The sequence below is a fragment of the Fibrella rubiginis genome, from assembly GCF_017353185.1.
In the GTDB taxonomy this organism is placed as follows: Bacteria; Bacteroidota; Bacteroidia; order Cytophagales; family Spirosomataceae; genus Fibrella; species Fibrella rubiginis.
Window position 1 is genome coordinate 148,013 of sequence record NZ_JAFMYV010000010.1, and the last position, 22,037, is coordinate 170,049.

Sequence of the window (22,037 nt, forward strand, 5' to 3'; positions counted from 1 at the left end):
AAACGTACTGCCGGTCGGAGTAATAGGTTGGATGAACGTGAGCTGTTTTCCCCCTGGCTCATATTTAGCAGACTGCGTTAGGCTGGTGCGGTTAGTAGCCTACACGTTTTGGCCTTTCGCCTAACTCTGATGCCTCATACGCCTGCCACCTTTACCAATCCGTTGTTGCCCTACGGTCCCGATCCCTGGGTTGTCTGCCACAATGGGTACTATTATTACACCCATTCTACCCGCACCAACCTGACCATCTGGAAGGTCCGTCAACTGGGTGAGCTACGGCCCGATAAAGGCAAGGTCGTCTGGACAGCCCCCGCTTCCGGCCCGCTGTCGGCCAACGTCTGGGCACCCGAATTGCATTACCTGGACAATGGCAAGGGGGGGCACTGCTGGTATGCCTACCTGTGCGCCGCCGACAAAAAGACGCCCGACAAGGAACGCATGTTTGTGCTCGAAAATAAGGCCGACGATCCCACCCAGGGCGCCTGGACGCTGAAAGGTGAGCTGAAGACCCCCGATGATAAATGGGCTATCGACGCTACCGTGACAGTAGTGGAGGGGCAGTTGTACATGGCCTGGTCGGGCTGGCCGGGTGATGAAAACGGGCAACAAAATATCTATATGTGCCTGATGACCAACCCCTGGACCTGCAAGGGCGAACGGCTATTGCTGTCGGAGCCAACCTATCCCTGGGAATTGCACAATGAAGATGCTGACCCGCAAAGCCCTAGAAACCAGTTGGTTGTCAATGAGGGGCCTGCTTTTTTGCGGCACGGCGATCAGCTATTTCTGGCCTACTCGGCCAGCGGCTGCTGGACGGATGAGTATGCTATAGGCTTGCTAATGGCCCCGCTGAGCAGCAACCTGATGGACATCCGTTCATGGACGAAACGCACTGAACCCGTCTTCAAAACGTCGGTTCATAATGGCGTGTATGGCCCTGGTCATGGCTGTTTTTTTTGTACCGAGAGCGGGCAGACGTGGCTGCTGTACCACGCCAACCCCGGTCCAGGAAAAGGCTGCGAAAACGAACGGTCGCCCCGCCTGCAGCGCATTCACTGGCACCACGATGGCCTGCCCGATTTTGGTATACCAACGGCAGAAGGCAGGGTAGTAGAAATTGACGTGTAAAGCAAACCGGATGGCTCAGGAAAAATGCTACTGGCCCCTGGCAGGGTCAGGACTCGTTATAAATAATCTGCCGGGCCTTTGCCGAAACGTTGCTGGTATTGCTGTGAAAAATGACTCACCTGCAAAAAACCAACCTGGTGCGCTACCTGCTTCACCGATGACACCTGCCGGGTTTCTAACAGCCGACGGGCCTGCCTGAACCGCGCTTCTGACACGTATTGGGCCGGGGTGAGGCCCGTGAGGCGTTTAACCGCCCGGTAAAACGTGCGTCGGCTCATGCTCAGTGCGTCGGCGAGGTCGTCGGCAACCAGACCGGCATGCCCAAGCTGGCTCTCGGTCAATGCCTCCAGTCGTTCCAGCCAGGCCAGGTCGTCTGCTGAAACAACCGGTGCGGCCAAGTCTGGCGGTTGGGAAGTCGTATATGCAGACGGCCCTGGCAACGGCTGGTCTACGGGTTCAACCACCAACTGCCACTGCCGTTCGCGCTGATTGTGGAGCAGGGCCGTCACGCGGGCCGTGAGTTCGGCTTCGTGGAAAGGCTTGAGCAGGTAATCGTCTACACCCAGCCGCAGGGCGCGCAGCTTGTCGGCCATGTCGGTGCGGGCAGTCAGCATCATCACCGGAATAGTGCGGTGGATGGGGTGCTGTTTCAGGGCCTCCAGCAGTTGAAATCCATCCATCACGGGCATCATGATGTCGGCAATGATGAGTGCAGGAGGCGTTGTCAACTCCGCCAGCAGGGTCAGCGCGGCCTGCCCGTGCGCGGCCGTCAGCACCTGCAACGAGGACGACAGCACAGTGGTCAGGTAGGCGCGCAGGTCCACGTTATCTTCTACCAGCAGCACGGTGTCTTCGGCATGCAGCGTAGGCTCGGTGGCGGCATTGCGGGCCGGGTGGGTTAATAAAATGCCTTCAGTAGCCTTCCGGACCAGGCTGGATGGTTGGTTCTGTGCCTGCGCTTCAGCAAGAACATCAACCGGCACCGCCACCGTAAACAGGCTACCCTTCCCCCAGTCGCTTTCTGCCGAGATAGTGCCCTGCATGAGTCGTACCAATTCCTGGCAAAGGGCCAACCCAATGCCCGTGCCCCCTTCCAGCGGCGCGTTGGGCTGGTTGGTCTGGAAATACCGCTCGAATACGTGGGGTAAATCCTGGGGGTGAATGCCGCGCCCGGTGTCCTGCACCTGCCACCGCAAGCGGCCCATTGTGCAGGCTGCTTTTAGCACCACCGTGCCACCCGGCGGGGTAAACTTGCTGGCATTAGACAACAGGTTTTGTACCACCTGCTTCACCTTACCGGCATCTACAACCACCGTCAACGGCTCGTCGAGGGCCAGATCCAGCTTAAACGTGATGCCCAGTTGCTGAGCCTGCAGGTCAAACGGCAACGCACAATCCTGAAAAAACTGCCGCAGCCGAACGGGTTGCGGCTGCAGCAGGAGTTTACCTGCTTCCAGCTTGGTCAGGTCCAGCAATTCATTCACCAGACCCAGCAACTGATGAGCACTCTGGCTGGCAGTCTGAATGAGCTGTTCATCGTGGGCATCTACCTGTTTCCGGTTCATAATACTGCTCAACGGCCCCATTACCAGCGTCAATGGCGTACGCAACTCGTGCGACACGTTGGCGAAAAAGCGCGTCTTGGCCTGATCCAGTTGCTGAAGTTCTTCGGCCTGCCGCTGGCGCAGTGCCAGTTCGTGGCGCTCGCGGGTGCGGGTGGTGCTGAACCGGATGACGCCCACCAGCCCCGATCCCAGCAGCAGCGCATAGAGGGCGTAGGCCCATCCATTGGCCCAAAACGGCGGGTGGATCACCACGCTCAATTCCTTCACCTGCCTGCTCCATTGCCCGGCCGAGTTGGCCGCATTCACCCGGAGTGTATAGGTGCCGGGAGGCAGTTTGGTGTAGCTGGCTGCCGGCTGTCTGCTCACCGTCCAGTCGGTATCATACCCCCGGAGCTGGTAGCGGTACGTTACGCGGTCAGGCTGGTGGTAGTTGAGGGCTGTAAAGGTTACGGTCAGGTAGTTCTGGTCGTGGGTCAGACTCAGTTCGGGCAAGGTGTTGAGGGGTTTCGCCAGTGGGGTATGTGGCCCAAACTGATCAATGACCTGGTTATTGATGGCAAGGCCCGTTAACGCCACAACGGGTTTGGTCGTGTCTGGTTTTATCTGCGCCGGGTCAAACAGTACCCAGCCTTTTACGCCCCCAAATGCCAGCCTGCCGTTGGGCAAACGCAGGTGGTGAAACCGGTTGAATTCGTTGCCCGGCAACCCGTCCGATACGTCGAGCGTGAGCACGTCATGCGTGCGGGGATTGAACCGGCACAGTCCCCGGTTGGTGCTCAGCCAGAGATAGCCCTGTTTATCGGGCATGATGGAATAGACAACGTTGTTGGGCAAACCCTGTGCCGTGGTGAAGATGCGGTACCGATCCGTTCGTTTGTTGAAACAGATCAGCCCGTCGTAGCTGCTGATCCAGAGCAGGTCAGGATCAGTTGGGTCGCCAATGATATCGAGCAGATGCGTCTTCGTTTCCACACCAGATCCGTTGGTGAACCGAATGAACCGGTGTTGCCCGGTTGCCCGGTCGTATCGTAGTAGCCCGTGGCTAATCGTGCTGATCCACAGTGCGTTAAGGTCAGCTAGTAAGTCGTTGGTTATCAACTGATTGCCTGCCGCCGCCGGGTCGTGCAGTAAACCAAAGGGCATTTTCCAGCGATGCGCGAGCGTATCGAGCAACAACGGTATGCCATTGGCCGTGACGGCCCACAGGGCACCGTCTGGCGCAACAGACAGGCCATGTAACTCCCCGCTGTCCCCCAGATGGTACTGGGCGTTGACAGCCACCATGTGCTGAACCGCCCTGGTGCGCGGATTGTAGCGGGCTGCTTCATTGCCCAGACAGAGCCACAGCCTGCCCTGCTGATCGTAGTCGGAACGGAGTAGGTAAGACGACTGGAGCATAGGGTTGTTGAACGACCAGTGAAACAGCCCCGGCAACGAAAGCCCCAGGCCGAGTTTGAGGGCGTCGGCGCAAAAGGTGGTTTCGTAGGCAAAGGGCAGCAGACGCACCGCCGCCAGATCGATCTGATGCAGCCCCTGCGTATTGGCCCCCAGCCAGACCACACCCGACCGCGCCTTGCACAAAGCTGTGCAGCTGAGTTTGTTAATGGGTTGGTCGGTGGGCGGTTCGTAATGCCAGACCGGTACCAAGCCCTGATTGTCGGTGTAGTAGTAGAGCGTTGGGCCAACCTGCACATAGGCTATGCCGTCGCTGCCCCGGCAAAGCCAGGGGTGAACCTCGGGTTGGTCGTTACCGAGTGGAATGGACCGGATGGTGGCCGGATGGTGCGGGTCAACGATGTAGAGATTGCGGCGGTCGTTGAACATCAGGTCGCCGTTATCGCGTAGTACCGTACCCACCCGGCTCCATATCTGTGCGCTTGCCCGCAGATCGGTCATGGGCATGGTGAACCGCGTCGACTGCACCGTTACGTGGCCATTGCCGGTGGGGTAACTTAGCCGGTCGAGTCCCGTTAGTGAGATCGCCCAGATGTTGCCCTCCCGGTCTTCCATCACCGCCCGCGTTGTGTCGTTCAGTAGCCCGGTTGTGGCCCGCCGGTACCGCATAAAGGACTGCCGATGAACGTTATAATGGAAAACCCCCTGATTGGTAATCATACCCCACAGGTTGCCCCGGCGGTCTATATGTAGCGACGCTTTTATGGGCAATCCGGCCAGGGCACGGGTTAGTTTCGGGAAGTGAGTACACTGACCTGTGCGGGTGTTAAGCCGGTCGAACTCGCCGCTGTCATAGCGGAGCCAAATCTCGTTAGGCCCCCCTTTTTCCAGTAAAATAATTGTGTTGCTCAGCGGCGAGGCAGGGTTGTCGGCCCGGTGATAAAACGGCACCATCTGCTGGCCGTCGTAGCGAGCCAATCCCCCCAGGGTAGCTACCCAGATAAAGCCATCATCGTCCTCTACAATGCCGGAAACAAAGGCCTGTGGTAACCCCTGTTCAACATCAATGACTTTATGCGGGTGGCTGCTCAATAGCGCCTCAGCGACCTGCCCATAGACTGGGTTCCACAAATTGAAGAGAAGGCAGCAAAACCATTGAATAAACCGTTGTTGGCCATTACACAATAGCCAAAAAGAACTTCTGATCATGGCTTCATCAATAAGCCCATAATGCTACCTGAATTAAGCATATATATCAACTAGATTTATTAGTTGGCTACGTTAGGGCCAGCCTTGTTGATTGATCGGTGGTTGATTGGCGTGAGTTGGTTATCAAGGTTGCACGATCTGATCTATTTGGTTGATATATTTAGAATTAGAATAATAAGAAATTATATTTTATAAAGAATGTTTGCCAGTAACAAGCTAGTTATTAGCGTTTTACTTTTTTGCGAGTATAATTTTGCACTGTAAACCAAAAACGTAATCAAGATATGGCCATTGCCAAACAGTTTCTGAAAAGTAAGCCTGTTGCCAAAGTAACGTTTGAACTTCCCGCCGAAGCGGTCAATGGTGCGAAGGTTGTTTCGCTTGTTGGCGAGTTCAATAACTGGGACGTAAATGCCCAGCCGCTGAAGAAGCAGAAAGATGGTTCGTTTAAAGCCACCGTCGAATTGCCCATCGGCACCGAGTACCAGTATCGCTTTGTCATCGACGGCACGACCTGGGAAAACGACTGGGCCGCCGACAAATACGTAGCCAGCCCTATCTCGGTAGAAGAGAACTCGGTGGTGGTATTGTAAGCGCTAAGACGTACGAGTCAAGAAACAAGAATGGCTTCGCTGATGCACCAAGTGGTATATCAGCGAAGCCATTCTTGTTTCTTGACTCGTACGTCTTAGCGTTTAAACCGCAAAACTATCCGAATCCAGATACGCCTTGATCAGCGCCATCTCGCCGGCGGTACCAGTCTGTGATTTGCCGTGCTCCATACCGAAAATGAACGATCGGTTGGTGGCTTTGGCTTTGTCGTAGACGTGCTTGAAAATGTTTTTATAGTTAATCTCGCCCGTGGTTGGCTCGTTCCGTCCGGGGTTATCGCCAATCTGGAAATACCCGATCTCATCCCACGCCCAGTCGATGTGCGGGATAATGTGCCCTTCGTTTTTCTGCATGTGGTAGATGTCGAAAAGGCTTTTGCAGGCAGGGCTGTTTACCGCCCGGCAGATTTCATAGGTCTGATCAGACGTGCGCAGGAAGAGATTTGGCGTATCGCTGAGGGCCTCCAGCACCATCACCAGACCCGCCGGAGCCAATATGTCGGCACCCCGACGCAGGGCATCAATGACATTGCCGGTCTGAATGCCAATAGGCAGGTTTCGCTCAAAATCGCCAGGTACAACGGTCATAAATTTGGCGTTGCAGCGCTTGGCTGTGTCAACGGCACGCTTGCAGCCGTTCAGGAAGATGTCGATGTAGTCCTTCTTACCAGCCGCCAGGGTGTTTTGACCGTTACCCCCTTTATCGACCACAAAAACGCCCATCTTGATGCCCAGGCGGGCCATTTCGGCGCCCATCTTTTCCTGTAGCGCCGGGTCGCGGCCCATCATGCCGTTGTCTTCAAAGGCCGTGAAGCCCTGGTCGGCCATGAATTTAAGCTGGTCGATGGGGTCTTTACCCGCGCTGTTCTCGAACATCCCGATATGCGGAGCATAGTCGAGCTTGAACTTGTTTTTGCCGACGGTGACAGGGGCTGCTGAAGCTGGATTAGCCGCCTGCACAGCCGATACACCCGCAAGGGTTGCGCCCGTGGTGGCAAGGGCTGTTTTTAAAAAATCACGACGTTGGGTCATCATGGAGAAGGTTTAGGATGGTTTGGTATTACGTGTTGGCAAGCTGCCGGGCAATAGCTTGTACGTGTTCTACAGACACTTCAGCAACTTCAGCAATTTGCTCATCATTAAGCAGTCCTTTGTGCAGAAGATTTTTAATGAGCAGATCTTTCTCTTCACCTCTGCCCTGCTCAATGCCTCGCTCAATGCCCTGCTTAAAGCGAATATCAGTTTCTAAATCATATACCAGCGCCATCTTTTCGGAAATCTTGATTGTCAGTTCCTGCAAATTACGCAGATTGGAAAGTATTTCGAGTTGCTTGATGTAGCGTTTTAAGCGCAGTGAACGAGGTACCAGTTGCTCTAGCTTTATAACAACAGCCGCTAAGACATAGTCGGCTCTATCCTGCTTAAAATCGCCAAGTACAGTTAGCAGCACTTCTTCTGGAATTGACGAGTTTAGAAACAGATGGTAATCTACTTCAGACGCGTTAATCAGCTCATATCTAAACGAAAGTGTATCATGAAAGAGATGTGATCTCATCATTGACATCCCCTCGCCAATGTAGAATACGTACTGCTTTACGGGCAGGTGATATTTCCTGTAAAGCATGGCATAGTATTCCAACATCCGCTCCTGCATTTCGTCATCATCCTTTGTCTGAAACTCAAAGTGTAAGATATAATTGTCCGCTTCGTTTGGATGAATCACCTTTTTGAGAAAGTCCGGTTTACGCTCGATAGTCTGATGCAGGTCATCGGGAATTTCTTCCAAAGCTGGGATAGTCAGGTTAAGCAGTCGGTTGGCCAATGGCACAACCAACTGCTCGATGTTTTCTCGAAAAATCCGGTCATAGGACTTGGTCTTCCTCGCCATGCAACCTATTTTTTCTTCAACGTGCTCAGGTATTCGACCAGATCTACCAATTCGGGGGTGGTCATGGCTTCCTGGAGGCCCGATGGCATCATAGAGGATTCTATCTTTTTCGTCGACACCACGTTAGCGGTTTTGTAATTCTGCACCAAGCCACCGGGAAATTTCATTTGCAGGTCGGTCTCGGTTTTGCTGGAAATAATGCCCGTCATGGTGCTGCCATCTTTGAACTTCACCTCATAGCCTTCGTAGCCGAAGCTAATGCCTGCATCGGGGTGAATGATGGCCAGATATTGCCCGTCTTTACCCAGTTTTGAGCCAATTTCGGATAATTTCGGGCCGAAATCCATGCCTTCGCCGTTGACCTGGTGGCAAACTGAGCAGTTGTTTTTATAGACCAACTGCCCCCGCTTGGCATCACCGTTCATGGCAAGCAGTTCAGTCACGCTAGGTAGTTTTTTCGCCGCCGCTGTAGGGGCTACATCGAGGTATTTGGCGGCTTCGGTTTTCACGCTCTTCCGCCAGGCGTAAGCCACGCCCTGGTTGGCTGCCACTTTCAATTCGCCTTTTAGCTGGCCGGACTTAAGCAGTTCGAGCACCATGTCTTCCCCATCCTGACTGCCACCTAGCGATCGGGTAGCCTCGCGCCGGATAGCCATGGGCCGATTTTCGTCCAGGGCTACCGATTTTAGGATAGCCAGCGAGGCGGCACTACCCACCCGGCGCAGAGCCGCAATCATGTTCATGGCCGCGTCGGCGTTAGCCGAGGCATCGGACCGTCCGTTGATCGTTTCCATAACTAGATCGGCTCCTTTCTGCTGCATCAACAGTTTGGCCGCCTCGCGGCCAATGTTGTCGTTGGGCTTAAGAATGGCCAGTTGCCGCAGCCGCGTGTTTTCTGTGGCGGGTTCGTAGCGTTGCACAAGCTCGATGTATTCAGCAGTGCCGTATGACTGGTCAAGCAACTGTTGCAGCGCCTGCGTAGCAGAGGGACTGCTTTTAACAAATGCCGGGTCGAGGTGGCGCAGTGCGAGTTTTGTAATGGCCTCATTATGCTGTTGGCTAATGAGTTGCAGCAGGGCATTCGACTTCTCGACGCCGCCGGGGTTAAAATCAAAGGCCCGAAAATACCGGAGCCGGTCGTCCAGTGGCACCGTTGTTTCGCCCGCCAGTTTGGCCAATAGGGGTACCGAGGCGGCAGTACGCGCCCGCCAAACCACATCGCGCCCACCAGCGTTGGCGAGGGGGTCGTTGTTCACCTGCTTGAGATAAGCGGCATAATAGGCATCCCACTGATTGTCGGCACCAATGCCCAGAGCCTCCAGATACCAGCGGTCTTTGCCGTCATGCTGTGCAGCCAACTGCGCCCACAGGCCCGGTGCCTCCGGCGACGTGTTGCGGCGAAGAGCAATGGCACATTCCCGACGTACCTGCGGATCTTTGTCATTAACCAATTGCTTCACCGCTCCGATCACCTCGCCTTTATTCTCGCGGATAGCCCGAAGCGCCGTGATCCGAATATCGGGGTTGGCATCTTTTAAGGCCATATCGGTGTATTTTTTGCCCCCGCCTGGCAGTTGGCTCAGCAGCCACAACGCGCGGGCTTTCATGCGTGGCGATCCGGCGTTCTGGTTGGTGGCTGACTCATAAAGTTTGGCTAATGGCTTCTCGGCCTTATCGCCCAGGTTATGCAGGGCCGTCCAGCCCATATAGCGCACCGACATGTTGGGACTTTGCAGCGCCGAGATGGCCCCATCGACCGTAGAGACGTCGGTTTTGGGCACCGACCAGGCGGCGTTTTGTGGGGCAAGCCGGAAGATTCGACCCCGATCCTGATCCCCCGCCTGATGCCCTCCCACGCCGGGGTCATACCAGTCGGCCACCATCAGTGACCCGTCTGGTGCCACGCACACGTCTGACGGACGGAACCACTGATCGCGCACCCCTTCCACCAGGTTATTGATCGTGGCCGTGTAGCCCGCGCCTGATTTCTCCACCGGGTACGACCGCACCACGTTTGGCCCGGCGTCGCAGTGGATAATCTGATTCTGGTAACGGGCGGGCAGCAAATTGCCTTCATAGACGATGATGCCCGTGGGCGACCCGGCTCCCGTTTGCAACAGGTTAGGTACTACGCCGGGGTCGTTCAGGTGCCAGTGGCGCAGGGGAATGGTTTTCTCCATGTTGGTTCGGTTGGCGCTCCAGCCCGCGCCGGTCATCTCATCGGTGTAGCCATAATTGCCATACTCCATCACGTAGTTGATGCGTACGCCCTTGTTGCCGTCGTCGTCGTTGTCGCTTTGCCAGAGGGTGCCGTAGGAGTCAATGGCTACCTCGAAATTATTGCGGAAATTCTGGCCCAGCACCTCCATCTCACTGCCGTCGGGGTTACAGCGGAACACCATGCCCTGCCGGTAGCTGTTCTTGTCGATGGCCTTGCCCGTGTTGCGGTCGAAGATGGGCTTGCCGTTTTTGTCCTGAATTTGCCGACCCTCGTTGCCAAAGTTAAAATACCACTTACCGTCGGGACCAAACACAAAAGCGTGCATGCCGTGGTCGTGCTGATCGCCACTGAGACCGGTAAACAGGATCTCTTTTTTATCGGCCTTATCGTCGCCGTCGGTATCCGTAAACACCCAGACATTGGGGCTGTCGGAGATAATGACTTTGTTGCCCTGCACCCAGATGCCCAGCGGCGATTGCAGTTCGGGACCCTGATAAAATACCTTGCTCACGTCGGCTTTACCGTCGCCGTTTTGGTCTTCCAGAATCACCACACGGTCGCCTTCGGTGTGGGTAGGATTACCGTTGACGGCGGGGCGATAGTTATACGCCTCGCACACCCATACTCGCCCCCGCGCGTCAACATCGATGTTGGTGGGGTTCTTAAGCATCGGCTCAGCCGCAAACAGCGACGCCTGCAAATCGGGGGCTACCTGAAGACTGGCTACGGCGTTTTTAGGGTCGTGCTTGTCGTCGTCGGAGAGGGTGGCGAAAAAGCGATTCAGAAACGGAGCCGACGCCCGGCCAAGGTCGCGGTTGAGATAGGCCCCCATAAACAGGCTACCCGTAAGGACGCCAGCGGTAAGGACGGCGACGGTACGGTGTCTGATAGTCCGTTTCATTCGTGACTGAGTCATAGCTGTGAAAGACAGTGTGTTTAATGGCTAAAGGGCATGACGGGGCAATTTTAACTGGCAACAAGTTAAATCTGTCTGCACGGCCCTACTGGCGCTGGCCATAATGCCATGATCAGGTAGCCAAAACGCAATGTGCGTTGTAACTACCAACTCAGCGGTTGGTGGCTACAACGCACATTGCAGAAAAGCAGTATGTGTTAAGCGGGCAATGCTTGCCGGATTAGTGCCTTGCGCACTTTATCGGCCGCCATCAGGTCGGATAAGGTCACGCCCAGGCGTTTACGCAGCGTAGGCGAGGTTTCCAGCATTTCGCTGGCCAACTGAATGAGCAGGGCTGCCGTGGCGGCTCCGTCTGCCTTATGCCGTTTTGAGGGCGCTGTAGCGGTGGCATCATGCCCCGTTGTCTGGAGTAATCTGACTGATTCCACGTTGTGTCGAGTAGGTTGTTTATACGCTACAATAAGAACAAAAATTAGTCAGTTTTCAGCACAAAATACAGGGCTAACTAGCCTCTTTTTGTGCGAATTATGTCGCATTATGTGTCATCTCACAATCCTAAATGACTTTACCGTTTTACGCGCCCAAATTATTAAGTCCACCGTTTCATTAATCAGTAGCTCCCTGCCGCAGCACGGTGGCTTGGTTACAATCCAGTATGGTGTTTATGTCATGTTTCTTTGTGAAAAGCTACTTTCGGGCTACTTCCACAGGACTGATAACCGCCGCGTCGGTGTTACTCACGAAGGCCACGCGCTTACTGTCGGGCGACCATGAAGGGGTGTTGATCGACCCCTGACCGCCATAGAGGTAAGCAATTACTTTGGGCTGGCCACCCGTTACGGGCATAAGCCGGATGTAAACGTGCTTATAGGGAGGGTGGTCGCCGGGTTTAACTTCATCTTTCAGGAACGACAAAAACACCAGCCATTTGCCGTCGGGCGAAACGTGGGCAAACCAGTCGTGCAAATCACCATTGGTAACAGCCTCCTGCCCGGAGCCATCAGGTTTCATGCGCCAGATTTGCATGGTGCCCGTGCGGTTGGAGTTGAAATAAATGTATTTGCCATCGGGCGAATATTCCGGGCCATCGTCCAGTCCTTTGGCATCCGTCAGGCGCGTTTCGGGACCACCCGCTGCCGGTACCTTATAGACGTCGTACTCGTCGTTGCGCGACCCGCAAAACACCAGGTCTTTGCCGTCCGGCGACCAGCCATGCAGGTAGGAGGGACCTTTGGGCGTAACCTGTTTGGGCTGCCCGCCCGATACCGGAACGGTGTAGATGATCGACCCGCCGAGCGCCGTAACGCCGCTGCTGAGGCCGAGGGTCTTGCCGTCGAAGGCCAGCACGTGGTCGTTATTGTTGTTTTTTACGTCACCAGTGTTCAGAACGGTGGGCTTCCGGGTGGTGGTATTGAAGGCATAAATTAAGCCTTCGCTGTTGTAAATCAGTTTGTTGTCGCGCGTCCAGTTGGGGGCCTGGATAGAGTTGGGGGCGGTATAGACTACCTCCCGGTTGCCGTTGGCAATGTTCAGGATCTCCAGTCGGCTACCGATTTTCATGCTGCCGTTGTTGAGCTTGTCGGGAATGCTGATACGCACATCGCGGAACGTACCCGTTTCGGTCACGTCTTTGTTGTGCGACCCAATAAACAGGCCCACGTATACCTCGTCGCCGAGGTTGACGTCGGCCACGTCGCGCACCTCAAACGGCTGGCCAAATTTGGCTACCCGCATCGTGAAGGTGTTGCCTTTGCGTTCGAGCTGAATGACATCGGCACCGGTCATGGTGGCGCGGTTTTCTTCGGTGATGCCCCCGGTGGTTTTGCGGAACTGCAGCGAGGTGAGGCCATCGCCATGAACCGCAGCGTTCACCTGCGCCGAATTGCCCTCCAGGCTGGTGCGGGCCATCCAGCCTATTTTGCGGTGCGGGTCAACACCTTTGCCCACCAGGTTACCCCGCGTATAGACGATGAAGTCGCCTTTGAGTCGTTTCCATAGAAAATGAAACTCGTCGGACGTGCCCCAGATATTGGTGCCTGAGCCGCTGAGGGTGTATTCCTGCGTAGCGGGTGCGTAGACACTTTTCCCCGCATGAAGCACGGTGCCCACGTCGTTTTGTCCGTCGAATACGCCCACGGGTTTTGATTGTGACCAAACGGGCTGGCTAAGGCTGGTCAGCAGACCAGCCCAGGTAAGCAATGTTGTAATGTGATGACGCATGGTTTAGGAAGTGGTAAAGGGTACAAGTGCATTGATTAATATTACTGGCTTCGCGCTCTAAGCCCTTCGACTGGGCGTCCCCGACAAGCTCAGGGTGACAACGACCTTAAATCAACTCAAGAGAATTGTTCTATTTTCCTGTCACCCTGAGCTTGTCGGGGACGCCCAGTCGAAGGGCCCGCGGCGCGAAGCTAGGCTTAGTACAAAGCACGACTAAAATCGGATCGAAGCGGGCAATTGCGTTATTTGCTGAACGCCAATGTTCCGGTAAAATACTTCGGCTCCTTCCGACTGCAATTGAACTTTGCCTCTGGTGAGCGGTACGGCCTGCCCGCCAACGAGGTGCCGGGTGTTGGTGAGGACCATGTTTATGGTGCCGTTCATAACGTGCACACAGGTGTCGCCCACACAATATAAATCAACCACGTTCCACTGGCCCGATGGTTTTTCGGCGTTCGGGTTTTTAATGCACGTTCGGCCATTATTGGTTTTATCCTGAAATGTAATTGACTCACCATCAGGCTGATAGACGTATTTGCCTTTGTCGTTTTTGCGGGCGCGAATGTCGGTCAGCACGTCCATAACACCCCAGTAATCGCCGCAGTCGCCTTCCTGAATCTGAAATTCAAACGATTCCATCCAGAGCATGGATGTGCCGTGATTGCCCACACTGTGGTAGAGCAGGCCACTATCACGCGGTTGACCAAGTTTGGGTGGCCATTGGAGCGTGCCCCATTTAAACTCCAGCCGGAGGTGGTAATTCTCGAAGTCGGTCAGGGTGTTGATGCCGCCGTAGGTCTCGCCCGACACCCGGATGGCGGGTTTGCCGTCGACCGTGACAACGGAAAAAACGTGCCTGGGGTCGTTATTTAGTCCCAGCGGCGCGGGTTTAGTGGCCTGTTTGTCGGCCGTATAGGGGCTATCAAGGTAGGTTTCCCAACCAGACAGATTCCTGCCGTTGAACAGCGACTGCCAGCCCGCCTGTTGTCGCGCCGACTGCGCCGAACCAGGGGTGAGGGTGCATAGGTACAGCCCCATAATGAACCACGGCAATTTCATAGGAAGACAAATCCGGTTAGGTTGCATCAGTAAGCTAGCCGGACACCTATTTTACTTTTACTAACATGCCTGCAGGGGTACTCAAGGAAAAAAGGCTACCCTAAACGGCCGGCAGACATGCAGTCACCGGTCGTTTAGGGTAGCCTTTTTTCGCCTAGATGACTCTAAAACCCGTATCGGATTCCCAGCTGAATCTGGAAAGGATCGCCGGAGGGCGTCACCACTCCCGCCGTGTTGACCCGGTACACGAACCGCTGGTTTACTTTGTCGAAATTGGCTACGGCGGGTGTGGTAGCCGTGGCCGGAATGCCCAGTGCATACAGGGCCTGTGTGCCCAGCGACTGGTTGGTGCCGCCGGTCCGGCTCAGCAGGTTAGCCAGATTAAACACGTCCACAGACAGGTCGATGCTGTGGGTTTTGTAGAGCTGGAACCGCTTGCTGGCCCTTAGGTCGAAAACGCCGTAGAAGCCGTTGATGCCGCCATTTCGCTCGGCAATTTTACCCGAATACTGGGTGATGTAGTCTTTGATACTCTGGCTGGCGTTGGGGTTGTCGAGGATGGCCTGCAAACCCGTTTTTACGTTGGCCGGCACACTCTCGGCGTTTTTGTCGAAAACAAAGGCCAGGTCGTTGGTGCCCGATACGAAGTCGGCGTTGCTGTTGGCGCCCGACAGCAGCGAATAGCGTGTGCCGCCAATGCCCGAGAACCGGAAGCCTACTGTGACACCATAAAACGTGGGTAACGTGCCAAAAACGACCACTTTATGGCGAAACTGGTTGTCGGAATACGACAGGCTGCTCAGGTTGCGCGGGTCATCTTTCACCGGCAGCGAGAGAGTAGCCGTATTGGCCACGTTGCCGTTGTAGGACGTGTTGTCGCGGGTGTCGTTCCAGGTGTAGCTCGCCGAGATTTCGCCGTCACGGAAATACTGGTACGTGGCATCGAGCACCACGGCAAACTGGTTTACCTTTCCATCGCTGTTCAACTCCAGCACCCGCCCCAGCTTCTGGCTGATACGGCCCTGCAGCCAGTCGCCGGCGCCGTTGGTGGGCATGGTGCTGAGGGGTACATACACCCCGCGGTTGTCTTCGTTGGCCAGGCGGAAATAAGGGTCGACGACCATGTTACGGTCTACGTACATGTAGTTATTGCGCGCCAGCGAAGCATACCCGGCAACACCCACTTTCAGCCTGTCGGTGAGGTAGCGGCTATATGACAGGTTGGCTTTGTAGAGCACCGGTACCTGCGCATTGGGGCCGGTCATGTTGATGGTGGGTAGCTGAAACGCCGCCAGCGACGGTATGCTGGCGTAATTGCTGCGGTAGGCCGCGAAATCGGGCGTGGGTACGTTGGCGCCCCGCACGTCGACGGTGGCCAGGTGCTTACCATCGAAAGTGAGGTTGTTGATGATGGCGTAGTTGTTGATATCCGACGCAAAAATGCCCGCCCCAAACCGGATGTAATCGGTGTGGTGGTCGCCGATGTCCCAGGTAAGTTGCAGGCGGGGCTGGGCCACGAATGATTTTAGCTGATTGTCGGTGCGCAGTTTCAATTCATCATACACCAGTTGGTTGAACGGCGACGATGGGTAGTGCGCGTAGTCGAACCGCAGTCCTCCCGTTACTTCCAGCCCAGGGGCCAGTTTGGTGGTCATCTGGCCATAGATACCTGCATTGAATGTGTGGCCCACCACACTGGGATCGGCCACCAGCGGTACCTCGCGGTAATAGCGGTAGGGCTGTAGTTTCTCGAATTTATCCAGGGCCGTCTGCGTCCCATCTACGGTGTAGTGGAAACGGCCGTTTACTTCACTGCCGTAGAGCGAGTGCGCCCGCGTGTACATGAGGTCAACGCCAAACGTGTACTGCACCTTGTCGGTATTGTAATAGGCGTTGTTGATCAGTTGAAGCACGTTGTTGTCGAACCCCTCCTGAGCAAAGCGGTGGCCCCCCATCTGAATATTGGTCGACCGGTTGGCACCGTCGATGGTCGACGATACGTTTTCGACGATGTTGCGGGGAATGTTGGCCTCCGGCAGCTGATCGCCGGGGCTGCTTTTCTGGTAGGTGTACAGGTGCTGAAGTTTCAGTTCGTTCGTAAATCGTGAACTCACCGACGTCCGTAGCGTGGCCAGAAAGCTGTTGTCTACGTTGTAATCGTTGCCATACGACTCGAAAATATTGATGGCCGTATTGTCGGCCAGGCCCAGCTTGTTGCGGTCGCTGGTGTAGTTGTCGCGGATCGTGAGCAGGTTCTTGGCGTTGAGCTGCCAGTCGATGCGGGCAAAGGCGGCATCAGACCCGCGGACCTTGTCAAACGAACCATATTGCGGGGAATTGGCCGTGCCGTACTGCGCACGGGCAATACCCACAAACCGGTCGAGCGTGGCGCGGGTAACGTTGAACCGGGTTTCGTCGGCGGGCGATTGCACGTCGGCAATGAGCAGCGGGCGCGAATCCTGCTGATGGTCCCAGACCACGAAAAAGTGTAGCCTGTCCTTAATGATTGGCCCGCCCAGCGAAAACCCGAACTGATTGGTCGAGAACGGTGCCACGCGTTTGTTACCCCGAATGTCGTAGGAACTCGACAGCCAGTTGGCGCGGGTGTAGTTGAAGGCGCTGCCCGTAAGCCGGTTGGTGCCCGCCTTGGTTACGGCACTCACAATGCCCCCACCGCTGCGGCCATAGATCACGTCATACTGGTTCGTAACCACTTTAAACTCCCGGACGGCTTCAATAGAAATGGAGTAAGGCGCCCCGCTACGGCTGGTTGTTGCCCCTGCCGACGTTGGGTTTTTGGCCGTCATGCCGTCGATAGTGTAGTTGGTGGATGAGCCAAGCTGCCCCGAAATACTACCGCCCCGGCTCAATGGCGACAAGTCGGTGAGAGACGTGAAGTTGCGGCCATTAACGGGCAGGGCGGCAATGGATTTGGCCGAAATAGCCGTGGCCGCGCCGAGGTTATCTACCTTGTTTTTCAGGCCCGACGCCATCACCTGCACCACGTCGAGCGTCTGGCCATTTTCTTCCATGCTGAGGTTCACCCGGATGGCATCGCCCTGGTTGAGCATGTATCCGTTGCGGGTTTGCTCGCCATAGCCCACAAACGTAACCTGCACGCTGTATGGCCCGCCAAGGGGTAATTCTTTGAAGGCATATTCGCCCTGTGCGTTGGTCACCGTGCCGGTGCTAAACCCCGTTGATTCGTTCCTTACCCGAACGGTAGCTCCTGGCAGGGGTGTTTTCCCCTTTTCTGAAATAACGCCCAAAATCGAGGCCTGCGTGGTCTGAGCGACCGTTTTGCCTCCAAACAGGCAGATGAACAGAATGAGTAACGGAGCGAAAAGTAAGGTTTTCTTCATGGAGTAGTGCGCTGCTTGTTGAAACCGCAAAGAGAGTGGAACTGATCTACTAGGGTATTATGTGAGTGTTACCATATTGTAGTCAGTATAATTTTTAGGTCTGTTTAAAGCAGACAGAAAGGCCGAAAAAAGTAAATTTGACAGAATCAGAATCTGGTAATGAGCCTTTTACGTAAGCAATACCCGGTGTTATTTCCCCTTTGATACATGTGCTGGCTCAACCGACGACTGCGTGGCGGACTCTTACTGATTGGTCTGCTTGGCAGCACAATCGGTTGGGGGCAGACTGTCCGGTCGGTATTGCAAACGGGACAGTGGCTTAAAATTGGCGTGACGGAAACGGGTATTGTCCGGCTCGATTATGCTACACTTACCAAAGCTAATCCCGCCTTCGCCACCGCCGACCCACGCCTGTTTCGGCTCTATGGTAACGGCGGCGCGGCGCTTCCCCAACCCAACGCCACCGCGCGCCCCGTTGATTTGCTCGAAAACGCCGTGCAGGTAACGGGCGAGTCCGATGGCCGTTTCGATCCAGCCGATGCGCTATTGTTTTTCGGGCAGGGCAGCACCAAAATCACCGTTGACGCGGCCGGGAAACCGGTCTCGCACCAACTCAATCCCTACGCCGACACGACGTTTTATTTTCTGACCATCGGTCCGTCAGCAGCGGTCCCACGTCTGGGGATGCGCGTGGCGAATCGGGCGGCGGGCAACACGATCACGGGTACGCCCATCACGACCTATACCGATTATGTTTTTCACGAAGCCGAACGGGTGAAGCCGCTGGCATCGGGCCGGTACTGGCTGGGCGAAGCGTTTCAGGGTGAATTGTCTCAACGGCTGACGGTTACGCTCAACACGCCGGGCCGAATTGCCAACACGTCTGTCCTGGTTCGGTCGGCGGTGATGGCTTCATCGACGGCACAGACCACGTATTTTTTGCAGGTCAACGGCAGCGACATCGGGAGCCAGACTGTAGAACCCGTAGCCGATGCGCTCACGCGCTATACCACGCGGGGTATGCTGAACACCAGCACCTTCACCACCACGCCGACGGGGGCGGGCGAGGGGCTTTCTATCCAGTTGACATCCAGCCGGAAGGGTGGGGCGGGGTCGTCGGGCTACCTCGATTTTTTGTCCGCCCAGTACCAGCGTGAGCTTCGCCAATATGACCAGCCAACCCTTGTGCGTAGCACGGCCGGCCGGTTCGTGGCGAAACAGGCCACGGCGGCGTTGCGCATCTGGGACGTGACCAACCCGCTACGGCCCGCCCAGCAAGCCTATAGCCTGACGGGTTTGGCCGCAACGTGGTCGTCAGACAGTCTGGCCCGGCACGAGTATATGCTCTTTACGGATGCCACAACCGGGTTGCCTGCTTCCATCAACGTTATCGCCAACCAGGACATACGCGGTCAGCAAGCGCCTAACCTGCTGATTGTGACGCCCCTGGCCTGGCGGGCTGAAGCCGACCGTTTAGCGCAGTATCGGAGAACCAATGACAGCCTGTCGGTGCTGGTGGTGACCACGCAGCAGGTGTATAATGAGTTCAGTTCGGGGCAGCCCGACCCCACGGCCATTCGTGATATGTGCCGGTATTTCTACCAGTATGGCCAATCCGGGTCACCATCCGCCGGGCTGCGTTACCTGCTGCTGTTTGGTGATGCAACCTACGATTACCGCAATATCGACCAGTTTCTGTCGCCCACAGAACAGGCCAGCATGGTGCCGGTCTACGAAAGCCGCGAGTCGTTGCACCCACTGCTAAGCTTTTCGTCGGATGATTATTTTGGGTTTCTCAAAGACACGGATGGCGAGTGGACGGAAGATTTTACGGGCGACCAGCGGCTCGATATTGGGGTAGGTCGGTTGCCCGTGAAATCACTTGACGAGGCTAAAACGGTGGTCGACAAACTCATCCGCTACGCCACCGATAAAACAACGGGCAACTGGCGGTCGCAACTGCTGATCGTGGCCGACGATGGCGACGATAATATCCATCAGCGCGACGCCGATCAGCTGGCCACATACGTAGAAACCCACGCCCCGGCCTATCACCCCGACCGCCTGTTCATCGACCTCTTTCCCCGAACGGCCGACACCGTGGGCACGCAGGTGGTGCCAAAATCGCTGCCCGTTAACGCCCGTATCCGGCAGGCTATGCAGGACGGGCGGCTCATCATTAACTACACCGGACACGGGGGCATTCGGGAATGGGCGCAGGAGCAGATTCTCACCCTAAAAGACATCCTGACTACGCCCGTTCCGCGCCTGCCTCTGTTCGTCACCGCCACCTGCGAGTTTGGCCGCTACGACGACCCGACGAGTAGTTCGGGAGCCGAAATAGCCCTCCTGAACCCCACGGGGGGTGGAATTGGCCTGCTGACCACCACCCGGCCCGTTTTCGCGGATAAGAACCTGTTGCTGAATCAGGCATTTTACCGAACCGTTTTTCAGCCCAGGGCAGGCCGGATGCCCCGGCTGGGCGACGTGATCCGGGCCACCAAAGACAGCAGCCTGGCGGGGGTGCAAAACCGGAATTTCACCCTCCTCGGCGACCCATCCATGCGGCTGGCCTACCCCCGCGCCGAGGTGGTGCTCACCGGGCTGAATGGCCATGCACTAACGGTTCCCGACACGTTGCGGGCCTTGCAACAGGTGACACTCACGGGCGAGGTTCGTTTGCCGGGCATGGCGCAGGCGCTGGCCAATTTTTCGGGCACGGCGCAGCTTACGCTCTACGATAAACCAACCAGCCTGACTACGCTGGGTCTGGAGGGCAACCCGAAGATGGCTTTTCGTTCCTATACCAATCGCCTCTATTCCGGGCAGGTGCGGGTGCAGAACGGGCAGTTTCAGGCGCAGTTTACCCTCCCCAAAGACCTTGACCTGACCGTTGGGCCGGGCCGCCTCTACGCCTACGCCCTGCGCGACGATGGGCTGACGGATGCGGGTGGAGCCACCGATTTACCCCTTGGTGGTGTTGCTCGTACGCCTCCGGTAGCCGACGTGCAGCCACCCGTTATCCGCCTGTCGCTGGCCGATACCCTGGCTACCGTGCCGTACCTGACCGTTGCCGGGCCGACCGTTACGCTGTTAGTTGATCTGTCTGATAATGAAGGAATCAACTTGTCGCAGGCTGTAAAAGACCATGCGTTGACCCTGCAACTCGACGGGCGCGACCCCGTGCTGCTGAGCACCTATTACACCGCCACCACCGCCGACGGACGGCAGGGGCGCGTTCGCTATTCTATTACCGGGTTAACCAATGGAACGTATACTGCCCACGTTAGGGCCTATGACCTGAGCAATAATGCCGCCGACGCCACACTGACGTTTGTGGTGACCGATAAACCCCCATTGTCACTGCGGCCGATGACGGCATTTCCCAACCCGTTTTCGGACAAAACTACCATCACCGCTACCCACAACCGCCCCGGCGACAACCTCGACTGGTCACTGGTAGTGTTCGACGCAACGGGAAAGCTACTAAGCGAGCAACAGGGGCAGTGCCCTGGCTGTCCGAGTCCCTTGGTCATCAGCGGCTGGGATGGCCGTGAAAGTAGTGGGCTTAGCCTCGTTAATGGTCTTTATATCTACAAGTTACAGGTTCATTCGGTAAGCGACGGGTCTACTGCTACGGGCAGCGGAACGTTGTTGTTGATGCGGTAGAGACGGTCTGCCGCTACGGTGGGGCGTTGATGCGGTGGACGGGTTGTCATCGGACGAGGCGCTGACCCACCCCCGACAACAACCTGCCATCCACATTAAAATTTATAGAAGTTATATAAACGAAAACAGCCCCAGTGCTATCAAGAAGGGCATAAATCTAGTTTCTGAACCCCCCACGGACATACCTAATAAAAAATAAATAAGCACTTCTACAATTTCTTACATCCGGCCACTTGTTAAAAGCGTACATACAGTATGTCTGATAAATGGTTGAATTTCAGATAGTTGCGTTATTACTTACTATATTTTTAACCAAACAATAGTCACTTATGAAAAAGACCGCTACTCTAGGGTGGGCGTTAGTTTCGGTTCTGCTGGTAGGATTTCTAACCGGCTGCACCGACCACCGAAATGCCTCACCGTCGGTGCTGGCGCAAATTGCCCGGTCGTTTACATTACGATCCGTCGATGAAAACGGCGTGACCGTCTACACGCGGGGCAGCGCCAACAACATCAGGCCCGGCTACAGCAAGTTTCTGCTCGACCTGAGCAAGCCGCCCATGGCTACGTACCGCGAATTTGACGCCAACACGTTCATTGCGAGCAACTGGCAGGTTATTGACGATAAGCGACTGATCCTTAGTGGCCTTACACCACAACCGTCGGGATCGAACGGAACGCTTGAATTTACGATCAACTCCATTTCGGCTACCGAACTGGTGCTCACTACAGCCACGGTCAGCCAGAAAACGGGTGGCCTTACCAACCGGTATACCCTGACGGCTCAATAGAGC

The 22,037-nt window shown here is 55.8% G+C and carries 12 protein-coding genes; 4 read left to right on the plus strand and 8 right to left on the minus strand.

Annotated features, from left to right (window positions below; genetic code table 11):
• The first annotated feature begins 129 nt into the window (after window positions 1-129).
• The gene (locus J2I47_RS18995; RefSeq protein WP_207366179.1) at window positions 130-1,128 is read left to right on the plus strand and encodes a glycoside hydrolase family 43 protein; all 999 of its coding nucleotides are present in this window, start codon (window positions 130-132) and stop codon (window positions 1,126-1,128) included.
• A 56-nt stretch (window positions 1,129-1,184) separates the two neighbouring features.
• Here the strand turns inward: J2I47_RS18995 and J2I47_RS19000 are convergent, their stop codons facing one another.
• On the minus strand, window positions 1,185-5,219 hold the full coding sequence (locus J2I47_RS19000) for an ATP-binding protein (RefSeq protein WP_207366180.1): 4,035 nt from the start codon (window positions 5,217-5,219) through the stop codon (window positions 1,185-1,187).
• 362 nt (window positions 5,220-5,581) lie between these two features.
• Here J2I47_RS19000 and J2I47_RS19005 point away from each other — a divergent pair, with 362 nt between their 5' ends.
• On the plus strand, window positions 5,582-5,890 hold the full coding sequence (locus tag J2I47_RS19005; RefSeq protein WP_207366181.1) for an isoamylase early set domain-containing protein: 309 nt from the start codon (window positions 5,582-5,584) through the stop codon (window positions 5,888-5,890).
• 102 nt (window positions 5,891-5,992) lie between these two features.
• Here the strand turns inward: J2I47_RS19005 and J2I47_RS19010 are convergent, their stop codons facing one another.
• From J2I47_RS19010 to J2I47_RS19040, 7 genes are all read right to left on the minus strand, one after another.
• A complete protein-coding gene (locus tag J2I47_RS19010) occupies window positions 5,993-6,940 on the minus strand; it encodes a hydroxypyruvate isomerase family protein (protein ID WP_207366307.1) in 948 nt (315 codons plus the stop codon).
• A gap of 28 nt (window positions 6,941-6,968) precedes the next feature.
• Window positions 6,969-7,796: an RpnC/YadD family protein gene (locus J2I47_RS19015; RefSeq protein ID WP_207366182.1), complete on the minus strand. Its 828-nt coding sequence runs from the start codon at window positions 7,794-7,796 to the stop codon at window positions 6,969-6,971.
• A gap of 5 nt (window positions 7,797-7,801) precedes the next feature.
• Window positions 7,802-10,933 carry a PVC-type heme-binding CxxCH protein gene (locus tag J2I47_RS19020; RefSeq protein ID WP_207366183.1) on the minus strand — a complete coding sequence of 1,044 codons (3,132 nt, stop codon included), beginning with the start codon at window positions 10,931-10,933 and terminating at the stop codon, window positions 7,802-7,804.
• Between the two features lie 197 nt (window positions 10,934-11,130).
• Window positions 11,131-11,361, minus strand: a complete 231-nt coding sequence (locus tag J2I47_RS19025) for a hypothetical protein (protein WP_207366184.1) — start codon at window positions 11,359-11,361, stop codon at window positions 11,131-11,133.
• A gap of 259 nt (window positions 11,362-11,620) precedes the next feature.
• Window positions 11,621-13,153, minus strand: coding sequence for a TolB family protein (locus J2I47_RS19030; RefSeq protein ID WP_207366185.1), 1,533 nt, complete (start codon window positions 13,151-13,153; stop codon window positions 11,621-11,623).
• A 213-nt stretch (window positions 13,154-13,366) separates the two neighbouring features.
• A complete protein-coding gene (locus J2I47_RS19035; RefSeq protein WP_207366186.1) occupies window positions 13,367-14,212 on the minus strand; it encodes a 3-keto-disaccharide hydrolase in 846 nt (281 codons plus the stop codon).
• A 164-nt stretch (window positions 14,213-14,376) separates the two neighbouring features.
• On the minus strand, window positions 14,377-17,574 hold the full coding sequence (locus tag J2I47_RS19040) for a TonB-dependent receptor (protein WP_207366187.1): 3,198 nt from the start codon (window positions 17,572-17,574) through the stop codon (window positions 14,377-14,379).
• A gap of 207 nt (window positions 17,575-17,781) precedes the next feature.
• Between J2I47_RS19040 and porU the strand changes: the two genes are divergently transcribed.
• Together porU and J2I47_RS19050 are read left to right on the plus strand one after the other, a co-directional pair.
• Window positions 17,782-21,243, plus strand: a complete 3,462-nt coding sequence (gene porU / locus J2I47_RS19045) for a type IX secretion system sortase PorU (protein ID WP_207366188.1) — start codon at window positions 17,782-17,784, stop codon at window positions 21,241-21,243.
• 329 nt (window positions 21,244-21,572) lie between these two features.
• Complete coding sequence (locus J2I47_RS19050; protein ID WP_229374769.1) at window positions 21,573-22,034, plus strand: hypothetical protein; 462 nt, start codon at window positions 21,573-21,575, stop codon at window positions 22,032-22,034.
• The last annotated feature ends 3 nt before the right edge of the window (window positions 22,035-22,037 follow it).